Origin of the sequence: uncultured Roseobacter sp. (assembly GCF_947495275.1) — a bacterium.
Taxonomy (GTDB): domain Bacteria; phylum Pseudomonadota; class Alphaproteobacteria; order Rhodobacterales; family Rhodobacteraceae; genus Roseobacter.
Map to the genome: position 1 here is coordinate 309,975 of NZ_CANLYL010000003.1, position 18,598 is coordinate 328,572.

The 18,598-nt window shown below is 53.5% G+C and carries 21 protein-coding genes; 8 read left to right on the forward strand and 13 right to left on the reverse strand.

What is annotated here, in order from left to right; translation table 11 throughout:
- Nucleotides 1-6: 6 nt before the first annotated feature.
- From Q0802_RS08030 to hemJ, 6 genes are all read right to left on the reverse strand, one after another.
- A complete protein-coding gene (locus tag Q0802_RS08030) occupies nt 7-816 on the reverse strand; it encodes an AAA family ATPase (RefSeq protein ID WP_298916157.1) in 810 nt (269 codons plus the stop codon).
- Nucleotides 809-1,411, reverse strand: coding sequence for a 16S rRNA (guanine(527)-N(7))-methyltransferase RsmG (gene rsmG, locus Q0802_RS08035; protein ID WP_298916160.1), 603 nt, complete (start codon nt 1,409-1,411; stop codon nt 809-811). The genes Q0802_RS08030 and rsmG overlap by 8 nt, the downstream gene beginning before the upstream one ends.
- The gene (gene mnmG / locus Q0802_RS08040; RefSeq protein ID WP_298916163.1) at nt 1,411-3,282 is read right to left on the reverse strand and encodes a tRNA uridine-5-carboxymethylaminomethyl(34) synthesis enzyme MnmG; all 1,872 of its coding nucleotides are present in this window, start codon (nt 3,280-3,282) and stop codon (nt 1,411-1,413) included. Before mnmG ends, rsmG begins: the two co-directional genes overlap by 1 nt.
- A gap of 5 nt (nt 3,283-3,287) precedes the next feature.
- Nucleotides 3,288-4,574: a tRNA uridine-5-carboxymethylaminomethyl(34) synthesis GTPase MnmE gene (gene mnmE / locus Q0802_RS08045; protein ID WP_298916166.1), complete on the reverse strand. Its 1,287-nt coding sequence runs from the start codon at nt 4,572-4,574 to the stop codon at nt 3,288-3,290.
- 30 nt (nt 4,575-4,604) lie between these two features.
- Nucleotides 4,605-5,912, reverse strand: a complete 1,308-nt coding sequence (gene rho / locus Q0802_RS08050; protein ID WP_298916169.1) for a transcription termination factor Rho — start codon at nt 5,910-5,912, stop codon at nt 4,605-4,607.
- A gap of 126 nt (nt 5,913-6,038) precedes the next feature.
- Nucleotides 6,039-6,488 (reverse strand): protoporphyrinogen oxidase HemJ, encoded by a 450-nt coding sequence (gene hemJ, locus Q0802_RS08055; RefSeq protein WP_298916172.1) that lies wholly within the window; start codon nt 6,486-6,488, stop codon nt 6,039-6,041.
- A 402-nt stretch (nt 6,489-6,890) separates the two neighbouring features.
- Between hemJ and Q0802_RS08060 the strand changes: the two genes are divergently transcribed.
- From Q0802_RS08060 to dnaQ, 4 genes are read left to right on the forward strand one after another with little or no spacing between them, the layout of a single operon-like run.
- Nucleotides 6,891-7,490, forward strand: a complete 600-nt coding sequence (locus tag Q0802_RS08060) for a nucleoside triphosphate pyrophosphatase (protein WP_298916175.1) — start codon at nt 6,891-6,893, stop codon at nt 7,488-7,490.
- Nucleotides 7,487-8,332, forward strand: coding sequence for a shikimate dehydrogenase (locus Q0802_RS08065; protein WP_298916178.1), 846 nt, complete (start codon nt 7,487-7,489; stop codon nt 8,330-8,332). The genes Q0802_RS08060 and Q0802_RS08065 overlap by 4 nt, the downstream gene beginning before the upstream one ends.
- Nucleotides 8,329-8,922: a dephospho-CoA kinase gene (coaE, locus tag Q0802_RS08070; RefSeq protein ID WP_298916181.1), complete on the forward strand. Its 594-nt coding sequence runs from the start codon at nt 8,329-8,331 to the stop codon at nt 8,920-8,922. The genes Q0802_RS08065 and coaE overlap by 4 nt, the downstream gene beginning before the upstream one ends.
- Nucleotides 8,915-9,601 (forward strand): DNA polymerase III subunit epsilon, encoded by a 687-nt coding sequence (gene dnaQ, locus Q0802_RS08075; protein WP_298916185.1) that lies wholly within the window; start codon nt 8,915-8,917, stop codon nt 9,599-9,601. The genes coaE and dnaQ overlap by 8 nt, the downstream gene beginning before the upstream one ends.
- A gap of 4 nt (nt 9,602-9,605) precedes the next feature.
- Here dnaQ and secB read toward each other — a convergent pair whose 3' ends face one another.
- Nucleotides 9,606-10,085 carry a protein-export chaperone SecB gene (secB, locus tag Q0802_RS08080; protein ID WP_298916187.1) on the reverse strand — a complete coding sequence of 160 codons (480 nt, stop codon included), beginning with the start codon at nt 10,083-10,085 and terminating at the stop codon, nt 9,606-9,608.
- 59 nt (nt 10,086-10,144) lie between these two features.
- Complete coding sequence (locus Q0802_RS08085) at nt 10,145-10,624, reverse strand: FxsA family protein (RefSeq protein ID WP_298916189.1); 480 nt, start codon at nt 10,622-10,624, stop codon at nt 10,145-10,147.
- 105 nt (nt 10,625-10,729) lie between these two features.
- Here Q0802_RS08085 and Q0802_RS08090 point away from each other — a divergent pair, with 105 nt between their 5' ends.
- Genes Q0802_RS08090 through Q0802_RS08100 form a run of 3 tightly spaced genes read left to right on the forward strand, consistent with a single transcriptional unit; the run spans nt 10,730 to nt 13,010 of the window.
- On the forward strand, nt 10,730-11,389 hold the full coding sequence (locus Q0802_RS08090) for a Tim44/TimA family putative adaptor protein (RefSeq protein ID WP_298916192.1): 660 nt from the start codon (nt 10,730-10,732) through the stop codon (nt 11,387-11,389).
- A gap of 41 nt (nt 11,390-11,430) precedes the next feature.
- Nucleotides 11,431-12,423, forward strand: a complete 993-nt coding sequence (locus tag Q0802_RS08095) for an MltA domain-containing protein (protein WP_298916195.1) — start codon at nt 11,431-11,433, stop codon at nt 12,421-12,423.
- Entirely contained in the window at nt 12,420-13,010 is a 591-nt protein-coding gene (locus tag Q0802_RS08100) for a Smr/MutS family protein (protein ID WP_298916198.1), read from the forward strand. Before Q0802_RS08095 ends, Q0802_RS08100 begins: the two co-directional genes overlap by 4 nt.
- Here Q0802_RS08100 and Q0802_RS08105 read toward each other — a convergent pair.
- From Q0802_RS08105 to hslV, 4 genes are read right to left on the reverse strand one after another with little or no spacing between them, the layout of a single operon-like run.
- On the reverse strand, nt 13,007-14,224 hold the full coding sequence (locus Q0802_RS08105) for an MFS transporter (RefSeq protein WP_298916201.1): 1,218 nt from the start codon (nt 14,222-14,224) through the stop codon (nt 13,007-13,009). The genes Q0802_RS08100 and Q0802_RS08105 overlap by 4 nt on opposite strands.
- Nucleotides 14,225-14,278: 54 nt before the next feature.
- Nucleotides 14,279-15,586, reverse strand: coding sequence for an ATP-dependent protease ATPase subunit HslU (gene hslU / locus Q0802_RS08110; protein WP_298916204.1), 1,308 nt, complete (start codon nt 15,584-15,586; stop codon nt 14,279-14,281).
- A gap of 1 nt (nt 15,587) precedes the next feature.
- Nucleotides 15,588-16,664, reverse strand: coding sequence for a hypothetical protein (locus Q0802_RS08115; protein WP_298916206.1), 1,077 nt, complete (start codon nt 16,662-16,664; stop codon nt 15,588-15,590).
- The gene (gene hslV / locus Q0802_RS08120; RefSeq protein WP_298916208.1) at nt 16,661-17,218 is read right to left on the reverse strand and encodes an ATP-dependent protease subunit HslV; all 558 of its coding nucleotides are present in this window, start codon (nt 17,216-17,218) and stop codon (nt 16,661-16,663) included. Before hslV ends, Q0802_RS08115 begins: the two co-directional genes overlap by 4 nt.
- 176 nt (nt 17,219-17,394) lie before the next feature.
- Between hslV and Q0802_RS08125 the strand changes: the two genes are divergently transcribed.
- Nucleotides 17,395-18,231 (forward strand): hypothetical protein, encoded by an 837-nt coding sequence (locus tag Q0802_RS08125; RefSeq protein WP_298916209.1) that lies wholly within the window; start codon nt 17,395-17,397, stop codon nt 18,229-18,231.
- Nucleotides 18,232-18,276: 45 nt separating this feature from the next.
- Here the strand turns inward: Q0802_RS08125 and trxA are convergent, their stop codons facing one another.
- Complete coding sequence (gene trxA / locus Q0802_RS08130; protein WP_219498601.1) at nt 18,277-18,597, reverse strand: thioredoxin; 321 nt, start codon at nt 18,595-18,597, stop codon at nt 18,277-18,279.
- Nucleotide 18,598 lies beyond the last annotated feature (1 nt).

Sequence of the window (18,598 nt, forward strand, 5' to 3'; positions counted from 1 at the left end):
TGCCCCCTATGCAGCCTTTACACTGTTTCTGCTCAATACTTCACGCGCCAGCAGCCGATATGCCTGGGCCCCTTTTGAGGCGGTGTCATAGGTCAAGACCGGCATCGCAAATGATGGCGCCTCGCTGACCCGAACGTTCCTTGGAATACGGGTTTCAAAAACCAGCTCCCCAAGATTATCGCGCGCGTCCTGTTCAACCTGTAAAGACAAGTTGTTGCGTCGGTCATACATGGTCAACACAATACCTTCGATCCGCAGGTCTTTATTTCCACTTTGTCTGACTTCACGAATGGTCAACATGAGTTGTGACAGACCTTCCAAGGCGAAGAATTCGCTCTGAAGCGGCACCAGCACAGAATGCGACGCGATCATCGCATTGACCGTCAACAGATTCAGGGAAGGCGGACAATCTATCAGGATGTAATCCAGCTGAAAATCATCCATCGCGGTCTGGCGTAATGCATCATGCAACAAGAAGCTGCGTTTCTCGTTTGAAATCAACTCTATATCCGCCGAACTCAGATCAACTGTCGCCGGAACAATCATCAACCCTGGCGTCACTGTCGGCAGAACAACCGTTTTCAGATCGATATCTTCCAACAGAAGCTCATAAGTCGTGAATTCTCGATCTTCTACATCGATACCCAACCCCGTCGACGCATTTCCTTGCGGATCCAAATCTACAACCAGCACGCGCTTGCCTGCTTCAGCCAATGCAGCAGCCAAATTAATCGTCGTCGTGGTCTTTCCAACGCCACCTTTCTGATTTGCCACCGCTATAATTTTTGGGCCATCTGGGCGGGAAAAGTCAGGCACGTTTGATATCCTTAACCTCAAGCACGGCGGAGTCGTCGTTGGTTTTACTTTTATGCGCTACAACATCAAAAGACCACGACCGACGTGCGTCTTCGACCTCTTTTTCCCAAGATGCGCCCTTGAGGAAAATGGCATGACCATCCGCTTTCAGGTGGCGGTAAGCATATCCCAGAAGGTTGTTTAAATCGGCCAAGGCGCGCGCTGAAAGAATGTCGGCATTCAATGGGTCGATTGCCTCAACACGCGACGCAACAACCTTCGATGACAATCCGAGTTCGCGAATGACGGTCCGCAGGAAGGTGGCCTTTCTTGCATCACTTTCCACCAGGATCACAACTCGACTGGGTTGCATTTCCAGTGCGAGAATTGCGACAACCAAACCAGGCAAGCCACCGCCGCTACCAATATCAGCCCAAGCATCGCCATGACCTGCAATCTGATAAATCTGGGCCGAATCCCAAATGTGTCGATCCCAAAGCACATCAACGCTTGCCTTCGAAACCAAATTTATCGTCGGATTCCACTTGGTTAGCAAATCATGGTATGTTTGAAGCCTTGTGAATGTTTCACGTGAAACATCAATGTCAAAACTCATCAAGCCAGTTGCTTTCTCTTTTTCTGCCGAAGCTTTGCAAGTATCAACGTCAAGGCTGCCGGTGTCATTCCATCGATGCGTGATACTTGGGCCAATGTCGAAGGGCGCACCTTGACCAATTTGGACTTCAATTCATTGGACAGGCCAGCGATAGCATCATAATCAAATTCAACCGGAATGATTTGCCCCTCATCCTTCTTTAGAAGAATGATGTCACGCTTCTGGCGCTCGATGTAGTTGGCATACAGGGCCTCACGCTCCATTTGTTTTTTAATCTCAGGTTCGATATCCGAGAAGTGCTGGTTCAACTGGTCGATCTCAGCAAAAGACACGTCGGGAAAAGCGAGCAGCTGCATAGCGCTTCGGCGCGTTCCGTCTTGATTTATTTTAATTCCAATGTCTTTGGCCTGGGATGGTGTAAATGATTCCTTCTCCAGTACCGCACGAGCAACATCGAGCTTTTCCGCCTTAATCTCAAATTTCTTTCTACGAGCCTCTCCGACACAACCCAAATCAACCCCAATTGGCGTTAGGCGCTGGTCAGCGTTGTCCGCGCGCAAAGACAACCGAAACTCCGCTCTCGATGTAAACATTCGATATGGTTCGCTCACACCACGTGTAGTCAAATCATCAATCATCACCCCAATGTAACTTTCGGATCTCGAAAGCCGAATGGAATCCCTACGCTGGGCACTCAGAGCGGCATTCAATCCAGCGACTAGGCCTTGAGCACCAGCCTCTTCGTATCCAGTCGTCCCATTGATCTGGCCAGCAAGGTACAGACCTGGCACCGACGGCAAGCTTAGATCTGAATTCAATGCTCTGGGATCCACATAGTCATATTCGATCGCGTAACCCGGCTGTAAAATCTTCGCTGTCTCCAGGCCTTTGATTGAATGTACGTATTCCTCTTGAATATGCTCTGGCAGTGAGGTCGAAATGCCGTTTGGGTAAACCGTGTTTGTTGTAAGTCCCTCCGGTTCAAGAAAAATTTGATGAGAGTCCTTATCCGAAAATCTGACAATCTTGTCTTCAATCGAAGGGCAGTAGCGCGGCCCAACACCATCGATGTGACCACCATACATCGCCGATCTTGATAGATTATCCCGAATAATTTCGTGGGTTTTTTCATTTGTATGCGTAATGCCACAGGAAATCTGGCGCGCCGCAACATCATTTGAGAGAAATGAAAAAAATGTTGGGTCGTCATCACCAGGTTGACTTTCAAGAGCATCCCAACTGATTGTACGGCCATCCAAACGCGGCGGCGTACCGGTCTTTAGTCGCCCTAAAGTCAGATCAAAAGAGTCAATTCTTTGAGCCAGTTTAACGGAAGCCTTGTCCCCCATCCTACCACCGGAATGCGACACATCACCAATATGAATAACGCCACGCAGAAATGTCCCTGTGGTTAGAACGACATTGCTAGACTTAATCTCGACGCCATCCTGAAGCACCACACCGCCTACGCGATCATGATCCATCAAAAAATCAGTAACTTCGCCTACGATGATTTCAAGATTTTCCTGAGCTTTCGCTTGTTTGAGTATCTCTGATCGATAAATTTCGCGATCTGCCTGAGCGCGGGGCCCTTGAACCGCTGGCCCTTTTCGGCGGTTCAGCAATCTGAACTGAATTCCAGCTTTGTCAGCTGCACGGCCCATAATGCCGTCAAGCGCATCAATTTCGCGTACCAAATGCCCCTTGCCCAAACCACCAATGGCCGGATTGCAAGACATGACACCAATCCCATCCTCGGACATCGTCACCAATGCTGTTCGCGCGCCCATCCGGGCCGACACATGCGCGGCCTCGGTGCCGGCATGGCCTCCTCCAACAACGATGACGTCAAAACGTTTCACGTGAAACACTCCAATTATTTTCCAATGCAAAAAGACGAAAAAATCTCATCGAGCAGGCTTTCGACATCTATCCGACCCACCAGGGTTTCCAGAGATCGAATCGCATCTCGCAGTTCTTCGGATGCTATATCATAGACATCCGGGCCTTGAACAACGAGACGTTTGGCGTCGTTCAAGCCCTGCAGCGAGCGCGTCATGGCCATGCGATGACGTTCGTGCGTTGCCAGACCCGCCGCGGCTGATTTCTGCGTCAGCTTTCTTTGGATCAGGGAAATCAGCTGATCTACGCCTTGCCCGGTTTTGCCTGAGATACCAGCATTGGAACTCGTCAAAAGGTCAGCTTTCGATTGCAGAACGATATCATTCTCAAGCGGCGCCAACAAAAGAGGCGCGTCACCATCTGTCAAAAAGACCCGTAAATCGGCCGCCCGCGCCCGGTCGACAGCGCGCGACACGCCAATTGCCTCTATCTTGTCATCGCTTTCTCTCAGACCGGCTGTATCCAAAAAAGTAACTGGTAATCCACCCAGGTCCATCCGAACCTCGATGACGTCGCGCGTCGTTCCGGCGATCTCTGAAGTGATCGCAGCTTCTCTGCCTGCCAACCGATTCAACAGCGTGGATTTGCCTGCGTTCGGCGGCCCCACCAAGGCGACTTCGAATCCAGACCTGATACGTTCAGCAACGTAAGACCCCTCGATTTCTGCGGTTAAATCCCGACCAACCTGTTCCAATAAATCGGAGACTTCCGGCCCAACATCGACGGGAACATCTTCATCTGCAAAATCAATTGTTGCTTCCATCAAAGCTGCCGCGCGTATCAGGCTTTTCCGCCAATGCTCAACCTTATCCCCCAACGCACCCGAAAAAACCCGCATGGCTTGTTTTCGTTGCGCCTCCGTTTCTGAATCAATCAGATCGGAAAGGCCTTCAACCTGAGATACATCCAACTTGCCATTTTCCAACGCGCGTCGGGTGAATTCACCGGGTTCAGCCAGCCGAAGATCATCATTAAGGGAAAGCTCTCTCAAAAGACCTTGGACCACCGAAATGCTGCCGTGAACATGGAACTCAACGACATCTTCACCGGTAAAGCTGTTTGGCTTCTGAAAAGGCAAAACCAACCCATGATCCAAAACGTCACCGCTTGAAGACCGCAAAATCCGGGTTCCGGATGTTCGAGCTGCGGGCAGACTACCACAAACCCGACTGGCCGCCTCCCAAGCCTTGCTCCCCGAGATCCGGATGACCGAGACACCTGCGCGGCCCTGCGCTGTCGCCAGAGCAAAGATCGTATTCATATCACTAACTCACTGTTTTTAAACAATAAGTTACGTATTCATAGAATCGAAGAAATCTGAATTTGTCTTGGTTTGTTTGAGCTTAGAGATCAGGAATTCAATCGCATCGGTCGTGCCCATTGGGTTCAGAATACGTCGCAGCACAAAGGTTTTCTGCAAATCAATCTTATCGACAAGCAAATCTTCTTTCCGGGTGCCAGACTTCAGGATGTCCATTGCCGGGAATACGCGCTTGTCAGCAATTTTGCGATCCAACACGATCTCAGAGTTACCAGTCCCTTTGAATTCCTCGAAGATGACTTCATCCATTCGGCTTCCGGTGTCGATCAACGCAGTTGCGATGATGGTCAGAGACCCCCCTTCTTCGATATTCCGCGCCGCGCCAAAGAATCGTTTTGGACGTTGTAAGGCGTTTGCGTCCACACCACCCGTCAGAACCTTGCCTGAGGACGGCACGACAGTGTTGAAGGCGCGGCCCAGTCGCGTGATCGAGTCGAGCAGGATCACGACGTCACGTTTGTGCTCGACCAACCGTTTGGCTTTCTCAATCACCATATCGGAAACTGCCACGTGCCGGGTCGCTGGTTCATCAAAGGTCGAGGAAACCACCTCGCCCTTTACCGACCTCTGCATATCGGTCACCTCTTCCGGGCGCTCATCGATCAGCAAAACAATCAGATAGCATTCAGGATGATTTCGTTCGATCGAATTAGCGATGTTTTGCAGTAGAACTGTCTTACCCGTCCGCGGCGGCGCAACGATCAGCGACCGCTGGCCCTTACCAATGGGCGCTACCAGATCAATGATGCGCGATGACCGGTCTTTGACGGTCGGATCATCGGTTTCCATGGTCAGACGTTCATCGGGATAAAGCGGTGTGAGATTCTCAAATGCCACCTTGTGGCGTGCTTTTTCCGGATCTTCAAAATTGATCTGCGTCACATCCAAGAGACCAAAATACCGCTCATTGTCGTCTGGTGCCTTGATAACCCCTTCAATGGTATCGCCCGTCCGCAAGGAGTATTTGCGGATCATCTCTGGTGACACATAGATGTCGTCCGGGCCTGGCAGATAGTTGGCTTCCGGGGAACGCAGAAATCCAAAACCATCCTGAAGAACTTCAAGAACACCATCGCCAGAGATTTCCCACCCTTCATCTGCACGTTCGCGCAGAATCTGAAACATCATCTCGCCTTTTCGCATGGTCGAGGCGTTCTCGATCTCCAAATCTTCGGCCATCGACAAAAGGTCTTTTGGGCTCTTTCGCTTCAAGTCTGCGAGATTCAGCGTTTCCAGCGTTTCGGGGGCGGATTTTGTTTCTGTCACGTCAGATGTCATGAAAATACCTGTATTCAATCGAGAGCGCGTCATCGACTGAAGTAATCTAGATTATGTTGGTCTGCGCCATTCCCGGACGGGATGGTGGGTCGGATATAGGGGGCAATCACCCTTGAGTCAATTCAATCAGAATCGCACCACCACCGACAAGACAATAAGCACCATCAGAAAAGTCGGGACCTCGTTCATCATCCGGAACTGCCGACCGGTCAGATCATTTGTACCGTTCACGAAATCCTTGCGACGGCGACCCAGCCAATGATGAAAGGTTGTCATTGCTAGAACACCAATCGCCTTCGTCCACGGCCAGATTTCTGACCAATCCACGATGCCCGGTGTAAAAACCAGACAAAGACCAAATACCCATGTGGCAATCATCGCCGGGTTCATAATCACCCGGAGCAGCTTCAGTTCCATGGTTTGGAAAAGAGCCTGCGTTTCGCCCGTTTGTTCAACCTGTTCTACGTGATAGACAAACAACCGGGGCAGATAAAACAATCCGGCCATCCAAGCGATCACAGACATGATATGGAATGACTTGATCCAGGGATATGCGATGGAAAGAAAGTCCGACATCAAGTTCTCCGATCCGTTCGCCTCTCATATTAATTAATAAAGAAAGATAAAAGGATGATGATTATGTAGGGGATCGTTCCGTTGTGGATTAAGGATTTATCCGTCGCCTTATACCCGTAGGAACAAGTTTTCCGGCGTTGCCTCAATATAGTAGAAAATATAATTATATATATTAATATCAGTATGTTATATTCATAACTGGGTTTGGATATTGAGTATAACCTTGTGGGTAATTGCATAGAAACAACTTACACACAGACAATCGGTTATTCTTTTCAGCACTGGCATTAATATTGCGGTAACGATTGTTATCCCGAAACATTGATCCTCTTGCGTCATCTCGGTCTTTTGCTCAGAAGAACATATTAAGAATATCTTAATGCCGCACACAGGCTTATCCACATGACCCAGTCCTTGATATTGGCTTCCGGCTCCGAGATCAGAGCACATATGCTGCGCCAGGCCGCGGTTGATTTTTCAATTGTGCCAGCGCGTGTTGATGAGGATATGGTGCGCGACGCCATGCTGGCAGAGAACCAACCACCACGTAACATAGCCGATGCTCTTGCGGAGCTAAAAGCCCGAAAGATAAGTGAAAAACACCCTGAGGCACTTGTATTGGGTTGTGATCAGGTATTGGATTTCAAAGGAGAAATCCTGACAAAACCACGGTCAAAAGCGGATGCCGCTGACCAGTTGCGCAAGATGAGAAACGACAAGCATATGTTGTTGTCGGCTGCTGTTCTCTGTGAAGCCGGCAAGCCAATCTGGCGCCATATCGGCACGGTCAGGTTGCGAATGCGTGAGATTTCGGATGGCTATATCGATGGATATGTTGCGCGAAACTGGGACAGTATTCGCCATGCGGTCGGGGCTTACAAACTTGAAGAAGAAGGCGTTCGTCTCTTTTCGCGCGTTGAAGGAGACTATTTCAATGTCCTTGGCTTGCCCTTGTTGGAACTGCTATCCTTTCTGACGCTGCGGGGGGACATAGAAAAATGACAGAGGCCAAATCGCCACCAAAGGTACCGTTGGCTGGGGTCATCGGGTCACCGATTTCACATTCCAAATCACCACAGTTGCAACGCCACTGGCTGAACAAATATGGGGTCAGGGGGTTTTATGTTCCCATGGACGTCTCTGCGCGAGATTTGCGGGATGTTCTGATAACCCTGCCGAAAGCTGGCTTTGTCGGGGTGAACATTACCATTCCTCACAAGGAGGCCGTGTTGGAGATTGCGGATCTCGTCACGGATCGGGCCACCCTGATCGGTGCCGCCAATACCTTGATTTTTCGCAAAGATGGCCGAATTCATGCTGATAATACAGATGGTTACGGATTTCTTGAAAATCTTCGGGCCGGTGCACCAGGATGGAGACCGGCGCAGGGTGCCGCTGCCGTGCTGGGTGCGGGCGGCGCGTCACGGGCGGTCATCGCGTCTCTTCTCGAAGCAGGCGTTCCGGAAATTCTGCTTTCCAACAGAACCCGTATTCGCGCGGAAAAACTGCAATCTGATTTTGGAAATCGTGTGACCGTGATTGACTGGGTGCAAGCTGGCAACATGTTGGAAGAAGCAAGTCTTGTGGTGAATACATCCTCCCTCGGGATGGTCGGAAAACCGGAGATGCGTGTCCCATTGGACGGCTTGAGAAAAGACGCAGTTGTCACGGACCTCGTTTATACGCCCCTGAAGACCCGCCTGTTGGAAGCAGCGGAGCAGAAAGGCTGCATAACCGTCGACGGTTTGGGGATGTTATTGCATCAGGCCGTACCGGGATTTGAACGCTGGTTTGGGCCACGTCCGGAGGTGGATGCAGAAGCCCGCGATGCGGTGCTCAATTGATGTTCAAACTTGGGCTTACCGGCTCTATCGGCATGGGAAAGACGACAACTGCCCGGATGTTTGTCGAAGAAGGTTGCGTTTTGTGGGATGCGGATGCGGCGGTGCATCGTCTTTATGCCGCTGGTGGCGCTGCCGTTGGTCCGATGAAATCGGCCTTTCCCGAAGTGATCCGAGAAAATGCGGTATCGCGGAAACTATTGCGGGAACTCATTGCGCAAAAACCAGAGACTTTGAAAGACATCGAAGCGATTGTGCATCCTTTGGTTGCCCGGGATCGTTCTGAATTCCTGCAGCAAGCTTCGGCGGATATCGCGGTTCTGGACATTCCGCTGCTGTTCGAGACCGGGGGTGAAAAAATGATGGACGCAGTGGCGTGCGTTTCTGTTCCGGCAGACGTTCAGGAACGACGCGTCCTGGAACGAGGTACAATGTCATCAGAAGCTTTTCAGAAAATCCGGGCGAAACAGATGCCAAACGCCGAAAAATGTGCCCTGTCAGACTATGTCATCGTAACTGATACTGTTGAACATGCGCGAAAGCAGGTTCAGGATGTTGTTCAACGGATCAGAAAGAAATTGCGCAATGCGTGAAGTTGTCCTCGATACAGAAACCACGGGTTTTGACCCGCAATCCGGTGACCGCATCGTCGAAATCGGCGCTGTTGAACTGATGGGTCATATGGCAACGGGCAAAACCTATCACCAATATATCAACCCCGAACGGTCCATGCCGGAAGAGGCTTTTCAGGTACACGGGTTGGGCGATGATTTTCTGCGGGATAAACCGAAATTTGCCGAAGTTGGACAGGCCTTTCTGGATTTCATTGGCGACGCAAAACTCGTGATCCACAATGCGGCCTTTGACATCAAATTTCTCAATGCCGAACTGAAATGGATGGGCCTGCCCCAGATCCCATGGGAACAGGCCATTGATACACTGGAGATTGCGCGCAAACGCTTTCCGGGATCACCGGCATCACTTGACGCGCTGTGCCGTCGATTCAATATCGACAATTCTTCGCGAACGCTGCACGGCGCGTTGCTGGACAGTGAAATTCTGGCAGAGGTTTATCTGGAACTGATCGGCGGGCGCCAGCCGGATTTTGGTTTGTCGACGACGGCGCAGGACCGATCCGCTGACGGCGCTGATGCCTGGACAGCCAAGCCGCGCCCAACGCCGCTGCCGCCTCGATTGACCGACGAAGAAGCCGCCGCCCACGCTGAATTTGTTGCGAAATTGGGCGGCGACGCTTTGTGGGTGAAATCCTGAAAAATCAGGCGTCCATTTTTGGGGCTTCTTCCGCCTGTCTGCGCGCCAGTTCATTGCGGTAGAGCGAGAGGAAGTCGATGTTTTCCAGATTCAGCGGTGGGAAACCGCCATCGCGGGTCACGTCGCTGACGATCCGACGCAGGAACGGGAAAATCATCCGCGGGCATTCGATCAACAGGAACGGGTGCAGCTGATCCTCGGGCACATTGTCCACGTGGAAGATGCCAGCGTAATCGATCTCCAAAACGAACAAGGTCGCGTCGCCATCCTTGGCTTTGGACGTGACGGTCAACTTGATGGATGTTTCATACTGATTTTCGGCGCTGCGCTTTTTGGCGTCGAGGTTCACCTGAACCTGCACATCGGGGGTCACATCCGCAGGCGCGCCCTTTTGCGCCATGATGTTCTCAAAAGACATATCGCGAATGAATTGCCCAAGAACGCGCATCTGCGGTCCTTGTTGTTGTGCTTCGGCTTCAGCCATGGGTCACTCCTACAGTGAATAATAAATCGGGCGAGCCTTAACAGCTTGGGTTGGGGTTCTCAATGGTCCGTCCAGCCTGACGGCCTTTTGATCTTGTCATAATTTGGCGAGACCTCGGAATACTCTCCATCAATAATATCACCATCCGGTGCCGGGCGACTGGGGCTCGGGCCTCTGCTGTCGAAGGTTTGAACATTGATCCGTGACCGGATGGCCTTGAAGACCGCAGTGCGAAATGCGGGGATCAACAACAAAAAACCCACCGCATCCGTAAAAAATCCGGGCGTCAGCAACAAAGCGCCGGAAAAAAGGATCATGGCACCATGCACCAGCGGTTCTGTCGGGTCCTTCAGGTCAGAGAAAGACGATTTGAGCTGACCGAGGGCAAGAATCCCTTGATTCCGTACCAGCCATGTGCCCACAATTGCCGTAACGACGACCGTCACCAGCGTCCATCCAAGGCCGATCGCTCCACCAATTTGAATAAAAAGGGTGATTTCGATCAGTGGTACCGCAAGAAAAGCGATAAATAGCCACATTTTGATGCTTCCTTTCGTGGAGCGTACAGTGGACTTGGCGTAGTCCGACACCTACATAAGAGCAGTATACACCGGTTTCCACGTTTTACCCGACATGAGGTACATATGAATTCGCCCCTGATACAGCTTCTGGTGCTTGCTGGCATTGCTGTTTTTTTGATTCTCCGACTAAAGAACGTGTTGGGGACAAGGGATGGTTTTGAGCAACCGCCCATGGCGAACCCACAACCGGGCCGACGGACCGGCCCGGAGTTCGAGGTGATCGAAGGTGGCCCCGATCTTGATATCGTCGATCACGTGGAGGAGGATTCGGATGCGGCCAAGGCGCTGAGTTCGATGAAACGTCTGGAGCCGTCTTTCAACGTCACCGATTTTCTGGGCGGTGCCCGCGGTGCCTATGAGATGATCGTGATGGGATATGAAACTGGCGAATTGTCGGAAATCCAGCCCTTCCTGGCGGAAGACATATACGAATCTTTTGTCGATGGTGTCGCCGCGCGCGAAGATCAGGGGCTTACTATCGAGGCTACGTTCATTGGCGTGCGCGAACTCAAACTGATGGACGCGACCTTCAATGACGCCACCAATGAGGCGGAATTGACCATTCGGTTCGTTGCTGAACTCACCTCTGCTGTGCGCAACAGCGAAGGTGACATCATCGAAGGCAGCACATCGGAGATCAAGCGCCAGAAAGACACATGGGCTTTCGCACGCACGATGGGGTCGGACGATCCAAATTGGCAGCTTGTTTCCACAGACGCATGAAATCCGGCCTGGCGGCGGCTCTGATTGCGGGGATGATCGGAATGACACCCCCCGTCAATGCTGAGCAGCGCGTCGAAGTTCTCTCTTTCGATGATCTGGAAGGATGGTCGCTGGATGATCATGCGGCCGCCTTTGAGACCTTTCGCAACACCTGCCAAGATATGCCTGACCCGGACTGGCGCGCCGTTTGTGCCTATGCGACGTCTGATCCCGATCCGCGCAGTTTCTTTGAGTTGTTTTTCCGCCCCGTATTGATCGAAGACGGTGCCGACATGTTGTTTACCGGGTATTTTGAACCGGAACTTAGCGGATCGCGACAGAGGACCGGTCGCTACCGTTATCCGATCTATGCGATGCCGCCTGAAGCCAAAGCCACCGACTTGTGGCTGTCACGTCGGGAAATTCTGGATGGGAACCAATTGAATGGCAGAGGTTTGGAGATCGCCTGGGTTGATGATCCTGTCGAACTCTTTTTTCTGCAAATTCAAGGGTCTGGTCGTGTAAATCTCCCGGATGGGGACAAGTTGCGGGTGGGGTATGCGGGTGCCAATGGTCATCCTTACCGCTCTATCGGTGCCGAGCTTGTTCGCCGGGGCACCTATCAATCCCATCAGGTCAGCGCCGATGTCATCAAGAACTGGGTGCGGCGCAATCCTGCCGCCGGGCAAGAATTGCTCTATCATAATCCGTCCTACGTATTTTTCCGTGAGGTCAGCGAAGTCCCGTCGGACAAAGGCCCATTGGGGGCCATGAACCGGTCGGTCACACCGATGCGCACAATCGCCGTCGACCCGGCCTTCACGCCCCTAGGCGCGCCGGTCTGGATTGAGAAGGACGGCAAAAAACCGATGCGCCGTCTGATGATTGCGCAGGATACCGGATCGGCGATCAAGGGTGCGCAGCGGGCGGATATATTTTTTGGCACCGGTGACAAGGCCGGACGGGCAGCGGGGAAGTTGAAGGATCCCGGACGCATGATTGTCCTTCTACCAATTCAACGCGCTTATGCCATGGCGCCTGAGGGTTCTCTGTGACACGTCGAAAACTGGGGCCTGACGAAATCGCGCTCTGGCAAAAGGTGGCGGATAGAACTGAAAGGCTGAACTTCCAAGAGACTTTTGATCCCGCTGCTTATGCGCCTGCCCCTAAGCCCAAATCCAAACCGACCGTTGATCTGAGCAAACTTGTCACAACCTATCCGCCCAAGCCAGTCGCGCGAAAACCGGGTTATGATCTGAAGCCCACATTGCCGGATCAGTTGCAAAAATCGCCCGTTCAGATGGACCAGAAAACCTTTGGGAAAATGACACGTGGCAAATTGAAACCCGAAGGCCGGATTGATTTGCACGGCATGACGCTGGACCGCGCGCATGCGGCTTTGACCAAATTTGTGTTACGGGCGCATGGATCGGGGAAACGGCTGGTTCTGGTGATTACTGGAAAGGGCAAGAATCGTGATGAAGGCGGTCCAATCCCTGTCAGATTTGGCGTGTTGCGCCATCAGGTGCCGCAGTGGCTAAGCTCACCACCACTGGCATCTTCGGTCTTGCAGGTCAGTGAAGCACATGTCAGCCACGGCGGCGGCGGCGCATATTACGTTTACCTTCGGCGCAAGCGTTAGATGGCCAATGAAGGCCGTGCCCGCCTGACACCAAAAAACATGATGGCCGAGGCAATCAGAAAATAGACCGCAACGCCAATATACTGCCGTTCCAATCCGACGCCAAAGTCAATCAGGAGGCCCGTTACACCGGGTCCGATCGCGGAGCCCAAAACCATGACAGCTGCCGCCATTGCTTTGATGGAACCGATATTCTTGGTGCCGTAAAACTCTGCCCAGAATGCGTTGGGCAGCGTCGAATTTGCACCCGAGGTCAGCGCGAGGAAAAACAAACCGATCACGGCCATCCACAGCGACGAGCCAACGGAAAATACGGCGAAGGCCAAAACCATGGGTAGTTGATAAAAGGGGATGAGCCGCGGCGTGCCGAAGCGATCCAACGCCCAGCCTGATATCAGCATCGCGCCGATCCCGAGCACGGTGTAGATCGGGAAGAGTGCCACGAATGTCAGATGGGTCCACCCTTTGAGGGCCGCATAGTGGACCTGATGAAAGAAGAACGCCGTGTTGAAAGCTGAAGGACCCAGAATCGCTGGCACCATGTACCAGAAAAGCGGATGTCGAAGCGTCTGACTGCGGGTCCAGTGGCGACCGTGCATACCCGCACTCTGATTTTCCTGCGACATCGACTGCGGCGTGCGCTCTTCGCGCAGTAGATGCAGCACTGCTGGGATAGCCGCCAGCGCGATGATCGCGGCAAGGACCCATAAAAGCCGCCAATTCACGAAGGTCATCAAAGCAACAAACCCCAGCGGCAGGATGGATTCGCCGGCCGCATACCCAAGGGTTGCAATTGAGAGGGCCCGCCCGCGCGTTGCGACAAACCACCGTGCCATCGCGACGATGGCGATGTGGCTTGTCATGCCCTGCCCGGTCAAACGCAGCGCAAAGATGACAATTGGCAGTGCCCAGACAAAGGGGTTGGCTGCCATCAGCAGGCAAGCGCCGGATAAGAACAGAAGGATCACGGTCCCAAGCGTGCGCACGCGGAAATGATCGGTCAGCCCGCCAGCCCAAACCATAACAGCGGCAGAGACCATGGTGCCCAACGAATAGACGGACCCCCATTCACCGTGGCTGAGTGCGAACTCACCCTGAACCTGCGCTGCGAAAATGGAGATGAAAAACGTTTGCCCGAAGGACGACAGAAACGTCAACAGGCCACCCGCTGCCAGCCAGGGCGCATTCGTTTTGACAAATGCGCCCAGTCGCATGTCGATCTCTCCGCGGTCGTTCGCGACTTGCCTACCCTAGCGACGGGTCACTGGCTAGAGCACATAGCGGCTGATATCGGTGGAACGGGTCAGCTCGCCCAGGTTCTTTTCGACAAAGCTCGCATCCACGACCACTTCATCGCCCGCCTGATCCGGCGCATTAAAGGAAAGTTCTTCGAACACGCGTTCCATGACGGTGTAGAGACGGCGCGCACCGATGTTCTCAACGGTTTGATTCACATCCGCTGCGATCTTGGCGAGAGCGGCAATACCATCCTGTTCGAAACTGACCTTAACCTGCTCAGTCCCCATCAGGGCGGTGTATTGCAATGTCAGGGCATTATCCGTTTCCGTCAGGATGCGAACGAAATCTTCTTCTGTCAGCGCCCGCAATTCCACACGTATCGGCAAGCGGCCCTGAAGTTCGGGCAGCAGATCAGAAGGCTTTGCAATGTGGAACGCGCCAGAGGCGATGAACAGCACATGGTCGGTCTTCACCGGCCCATGTTTGGTGCTGACCGTTGTTCCTTCGATCAGCGGCAGCAGGTCGCGCTGCACCCCTTCCCGGCTCACATCGCCACCGCGCGCGTCAGATTTTGCACAGACCTTGTCGATCTCATCCAGAAATACGATCCCGTTCTGCTCCACCGCCTCTATCGCAGCCTTGGTAACGGTTTCATCGTCCAGCAGTTTGTCGGCTTCTTCACCAATTAACACTTCGTAGCTTTCCGCGACCGACAGACGCTTGCGTGTCGTGCGTCCTCCCATCGCTTTGCCGAATATGTCACCCAGATTGAGCATACCCATGCCGCCGCCCGGTTGGCCGGGAATATCCATCGCCTGAAACGGGTTCGATGTATCGGCGATCTCAAGGTCGATCATTTCATCATCAAGCTCACCGGCTTTCAGTTTCTTTCGGAACATGTCGCGCGTGCCTTCACGGGCATCCTCGCCCGCGATGGCATCGATAACCCGTTCTTCGGCGGCGTTGCGCGCGTTGGCCTTGACGTCTTCGCGCATGTGATCGCGGGTCATAGCGATGGCGCTGTCAACAAGATCGCGGATGATCTGTTCGACATCGCGGCCGACATAACCGACTTCGGTGAATTTTGTGGCCTCGACCTTGAGGAAAGGCGCGCGCGCCAGTTTGGCCAACCGGCGACTGATCTCGGTCTTGCCGACCCCGGTGGGTCCGATCATCAGGATATTCTTGGGATAAACCTCGTCACGCAGATCATCAGATAGTTGCTTGCGGCGCCAGCGGTTGCGCAAGGCCACAGCCACGGCCCGTTTCGCATCCTTTTGCCCAATGATGAATCGGTCGAGTTCGGAGACGATCTCGCGGGGGGTCAGGTCTGTCATGTTAAGCCTTTGTCAGATGAGATGGTGGCAAGCGGTGCAATGGGATGAAACCCGGCATCAATGCCAAAAGACGCGCGCGAATCCGTTCCCAACGGGCGCCCAGAAACAACAATACGATTCCCAGGAAAAGGACCGTGTAAACCGCACCCCCGCCGTCGAAAATTGTGGTGGCCAGGATGACCGTGTAGCCGATTGCGGCGATCAGGAACGACCTGCGGTCAATCACGATGGCGACGAGCGCAAAGAGCGCCAGGACGGCTAGTAAAACGGAATTCGACCAACCGGCATCGCGTTCCAGAAGCGACAGGGCAATGGTGTTGACCAAGGCCGGCGCTGCAACCACATGAAGCCAGAAACCATTGGCTGCACGGCGGGTGACGCGGTGCGGATCGGACATGTCAAACGCCATGGCGATGCCAAATACGACGACCCCCAGAGCAAGGGTGATCCACGCAAAGGGGCCGCCTGCCGACAGCAGGAACAACTCCTCGGTTGATGCGGGCGATCCACTGCTGTTGCCAGCGATTAGGATGGCGATACCGAAAGCGGCCAATGCTATCAGCGCCAGCGCAAAGGGCACCCGGAACCGAAACCAGAAGAGCAACAAGGCAAGCGTCGCGAGACTGAAGGGTAGCGGCAGGCTGCTGTTGTCACCCTGGGCCACCATGAACAGCTCAGAAAAAGCGCCTGCGCAGGTGTAGGCTGCATTGATGGCGAATAGGATCGAGAGGGTGATTGCAGGTGCCACCATCCGGCGCTTTCGAATGAAGTATTCGGACAATCCCCAAAGCACGACAGCCGCGATGATCCCGGAATAGATCAACGTATTGCGGAGGCTCAACGGGTCATTTGTCATGCCAAATGTCACAACCCCGACCCAGCCAACCGCTAGGACGACGAGACCCACAACGATGAAAATCTCATTGAACCCACGGAAAAGTTCAAAAGGCTCATCGCCGGGTGCCAGATTTTCACGCGCACCGCTGCGACTGTGCGCAAGGCTGGTCAATGCCGCGGCTTGCGCCTCTGTCACGATCCCGGCGCTGACAGAGGCCCGAAGATCGTCCTTGTCAATCATGCTGTGATCTTCTCGACCGTCAGGTTTCCGTTTGTGTAGACACAGATATCCGCGGCGATCGCCATCGCATCCCGCGCCACATCTTCCGCCGATCTGTCGCTGTCCATCATTCCCCGCGCTGCGGCAAGGGCGAAATTACCGCCTGAGCCGATGGCGGCAACGTCGTGTTCAGGTTCCAGCACGTCACCCGCACCCGTAATCACGAAGATATCCGCGCCATCAGAGACAATGAGCATGGCTTCGAGCTTTTGCAGATATTTATCGGTGCGCCAGTCCTTGGCCAGCTCGACACTGGCGCGCGCCAGTTGGCCGGGTGTTGCTTCGAGCTTGGCTTCCAGCCGCTCCAGCAAAGTAAACGCGTCAGCCGTCGATCCGGCGAACCCGGCGACAACATCATAACCGCCCGGCGACAGACGTCGCACCTTGCGCGCCGTCCCTTTGATCACCGTTTGACCAAGAGAGACCTGACCGTCCCCTGCAATGACCACCTCATCATCTTTCTTGACGCCGATGATTGTTGTCCCATGCCAGCCGGGGAATTCTTCGCGTGTCATCTCGGTCTCCTTATGCGTGGTGCCTATATGGCCTGACCCAAATGAGGGTACAAGAGCGCGGCCTTGTTCATATCCGTTTATCCGCTTAGCCTGCGGGCATGGGTGGGGGAAAAGTGCTGCGGTTCTATTTGGAGCCGAAATTGCACAACGCAGTTTTGATGGGTCGGCAGAATTTCGTGACAAAAGTCGCGTCTGTCGCGCTGCGTTCGGGATTTGAGGTGAACTACATGCGACACGCGGAAGTGTCGCCGATCGCACCCCTAGATACCGACTATTCAATGTCTGACAGGGCCAACCCTTTGGGTAAAAACGCCCTGGTTTTCGGGCGTTGCCTTCATGCGCCTTTCTGGCAAATTGAACAGACCCCGGAATGCTGGAGGCGTGATGTCGCTTTCGCTGATTTTGACCCGACCGCTGTTCCCAAAAACGATGCTGCGAGGTTTTACCAGTATTGGCGTGAACGTCTGTTTGGTGACGCGCCGCTCAGAACGACAAAAGACGGGTTCGTCTATGTCCCGCTGCAAGATCAATTGACCACACCTGTCCCGCCCCAGATGTCCACGCAACTGGATATGCTTGATGCCTGTCTTGCTGCCGAACCGGAACGGCCCATCATTGCGGCGCTCAATCCGAACATCACCTATACCGACCAGGACCTCACAGCGCTGAACAGGATGGATGCGCAAAATGATCGCCTGACCGTGCGCATTGGTGCCATGAAAGAACTGCTGCGCACCTGCGATTATGTGGTTACGCAGAATTCCGCCGTGGCTTTCAACGCGCTCTTTTTCGGCAAGCCGAGTATTCTGTTTTCAAAGGCTGATTTTCATCATGTCACGCTGGGAGCAGCGCCAGGAGACGTCGCGGCCTTCAGGAAGATCGCAAGACATAAACCCGAATGGGCGCGCTACGTATGGTGGTTCTGGCAGCGTCACGCGATCAACCTGGGCCGAAAGGACGTGGAAGACAAAATAGCAGTACGGTTGCGCAGGTTTGGCTGGCCCATAAAATAAGGGCGCCCGGATAGGAGCGCCCTCGGAGCTTCTGACAGAACCGGTTTAGATCGACTCTTCGATCCAGCTTTGCAGTGCTGCTTTAGGTTTTGCGCCCGCCATGTTGGACACAACCTGCCCGTCTTTGAAAATAAACAGCGCCGGGATGCCGCGAACACCCATCTGAGCTGGCGAATTCGGATTATCATCAACATTGACTTTGACGATTTTGACCTTCCCGTCCATTTCGGCGGAAAGCTCTTCCAGAGAAGGGCCAATCTGCTTGCAGGGGCCACACCATTCCGCCCAGAAATCCACAACTACGGGGATGTCGGAGTTTTTGACTTCGGCGTCAAATGTTTCGTCGGTTACAGCAAGGGTGGCCATT

Coding starts and splice junctions, on each gene's coding strand:
- dnaQ (WP_298916185.1), top strand. CDS start 8,915: ATGCGTGAAGTTGTCCTCGATACAGAAACCACGGGTTTTGACCCGCAA.
- hslU (WP_298916204.1), bottom strand. CDS start 15,586: ATGACAGACCTGACCCCCCGCGAGATCGTCTCCGAACTCGACCGATTC.
- mnmE (WP_298916166.1), bottom strand. CDS start 4,574: ATGAATACGATCTTTGCTCTGGCGACAGCGCAGGGCCGCGCAGGTGTC.
- secB (WP_298916187.1), bottom strand. CDS start 10,085: ATGGCTGAAGCCGAAGCACAACAACAAGGACCGCAGATGCGCGTTCTT.
- rsmG (WP_298916160.1), bottom strand. CDS start 1,411: ATGAGTTTTGACATTGATGTTTCACGTGAAACATTCACAAGGCTTCAA.
- trxA (WP_219498601.1), bottom strand. CDS start 18,597: ATGGCCACCCTTGCTGTAACCGACGAAACATTTGACGCCGAAGTCAAA.
- hslV (WP_298916208.1), bottom strand. CDS start 17,218: ATGACACGCGAAGAATTCCCCGGCTGGCATGGGACAACAATCATCGGC.
- Q0802_RS08115 (WP_298916206.1), bottom strand. CDS start 16,664: ATGATTGACAAGGACGATCTTCGGGCCTCTGTCAGCGCCGGGATCGTG.
- Q0802_RS08090 (WP_298916192.1), top strand. CDS start 10,730: ATGAATTCGCCCCTGATACAGCTTCTGGTGCTTGCTGGCATTGCTGTT.
- Q0802_RS08060 (WP_298916175.1), top strand. CDS start 6,891: ATGACCCAGTCCTTGATATTGGCTTCCGGCTCCGAGATCAGAGCACAT.
- Q0802_RS08085 (WP_298916189.1), bottom strand. CDS start 10,624: ATGTGGCTATTTATCGCTTTTCTTGCGGTACCACTGATCGAAATCACC.
- Q0802_RS08105 (WP_298916201.1), bottom strand. CDS start 14,224: ATGCGACTGGGCGCATTTGTCAAAACGAATGCGCCCTGGCTGGCAGCG.
- hemJ (WP_298916172.1), bottom strand. CDS start 6,488: ATGTCGGACTTTCTTTCCATCGCATATCCCTGGATCAAGTCATTCCAT.
- rho (WP_298916169.1), bottom strand. CDS start 5,912: ATGACATCTGACGTGACAGAAACAAAATCCGCCCCCGAAACGCTGGAA.
- Q0802_RS08095 (WP_298916195.1), top strand. CDS start 11,431: ATGACACCCCCCGTCAATGCTGAGCAGCGCGTCGAAGTTCTCTCTTTC.
- Q0802_RS08065 (WP_298916178.1), top strand. CDS start 7,487: ATGACAGAGGCCAAATCGCCACCAAAGGTACCGTTGGCTGGGGTCATC.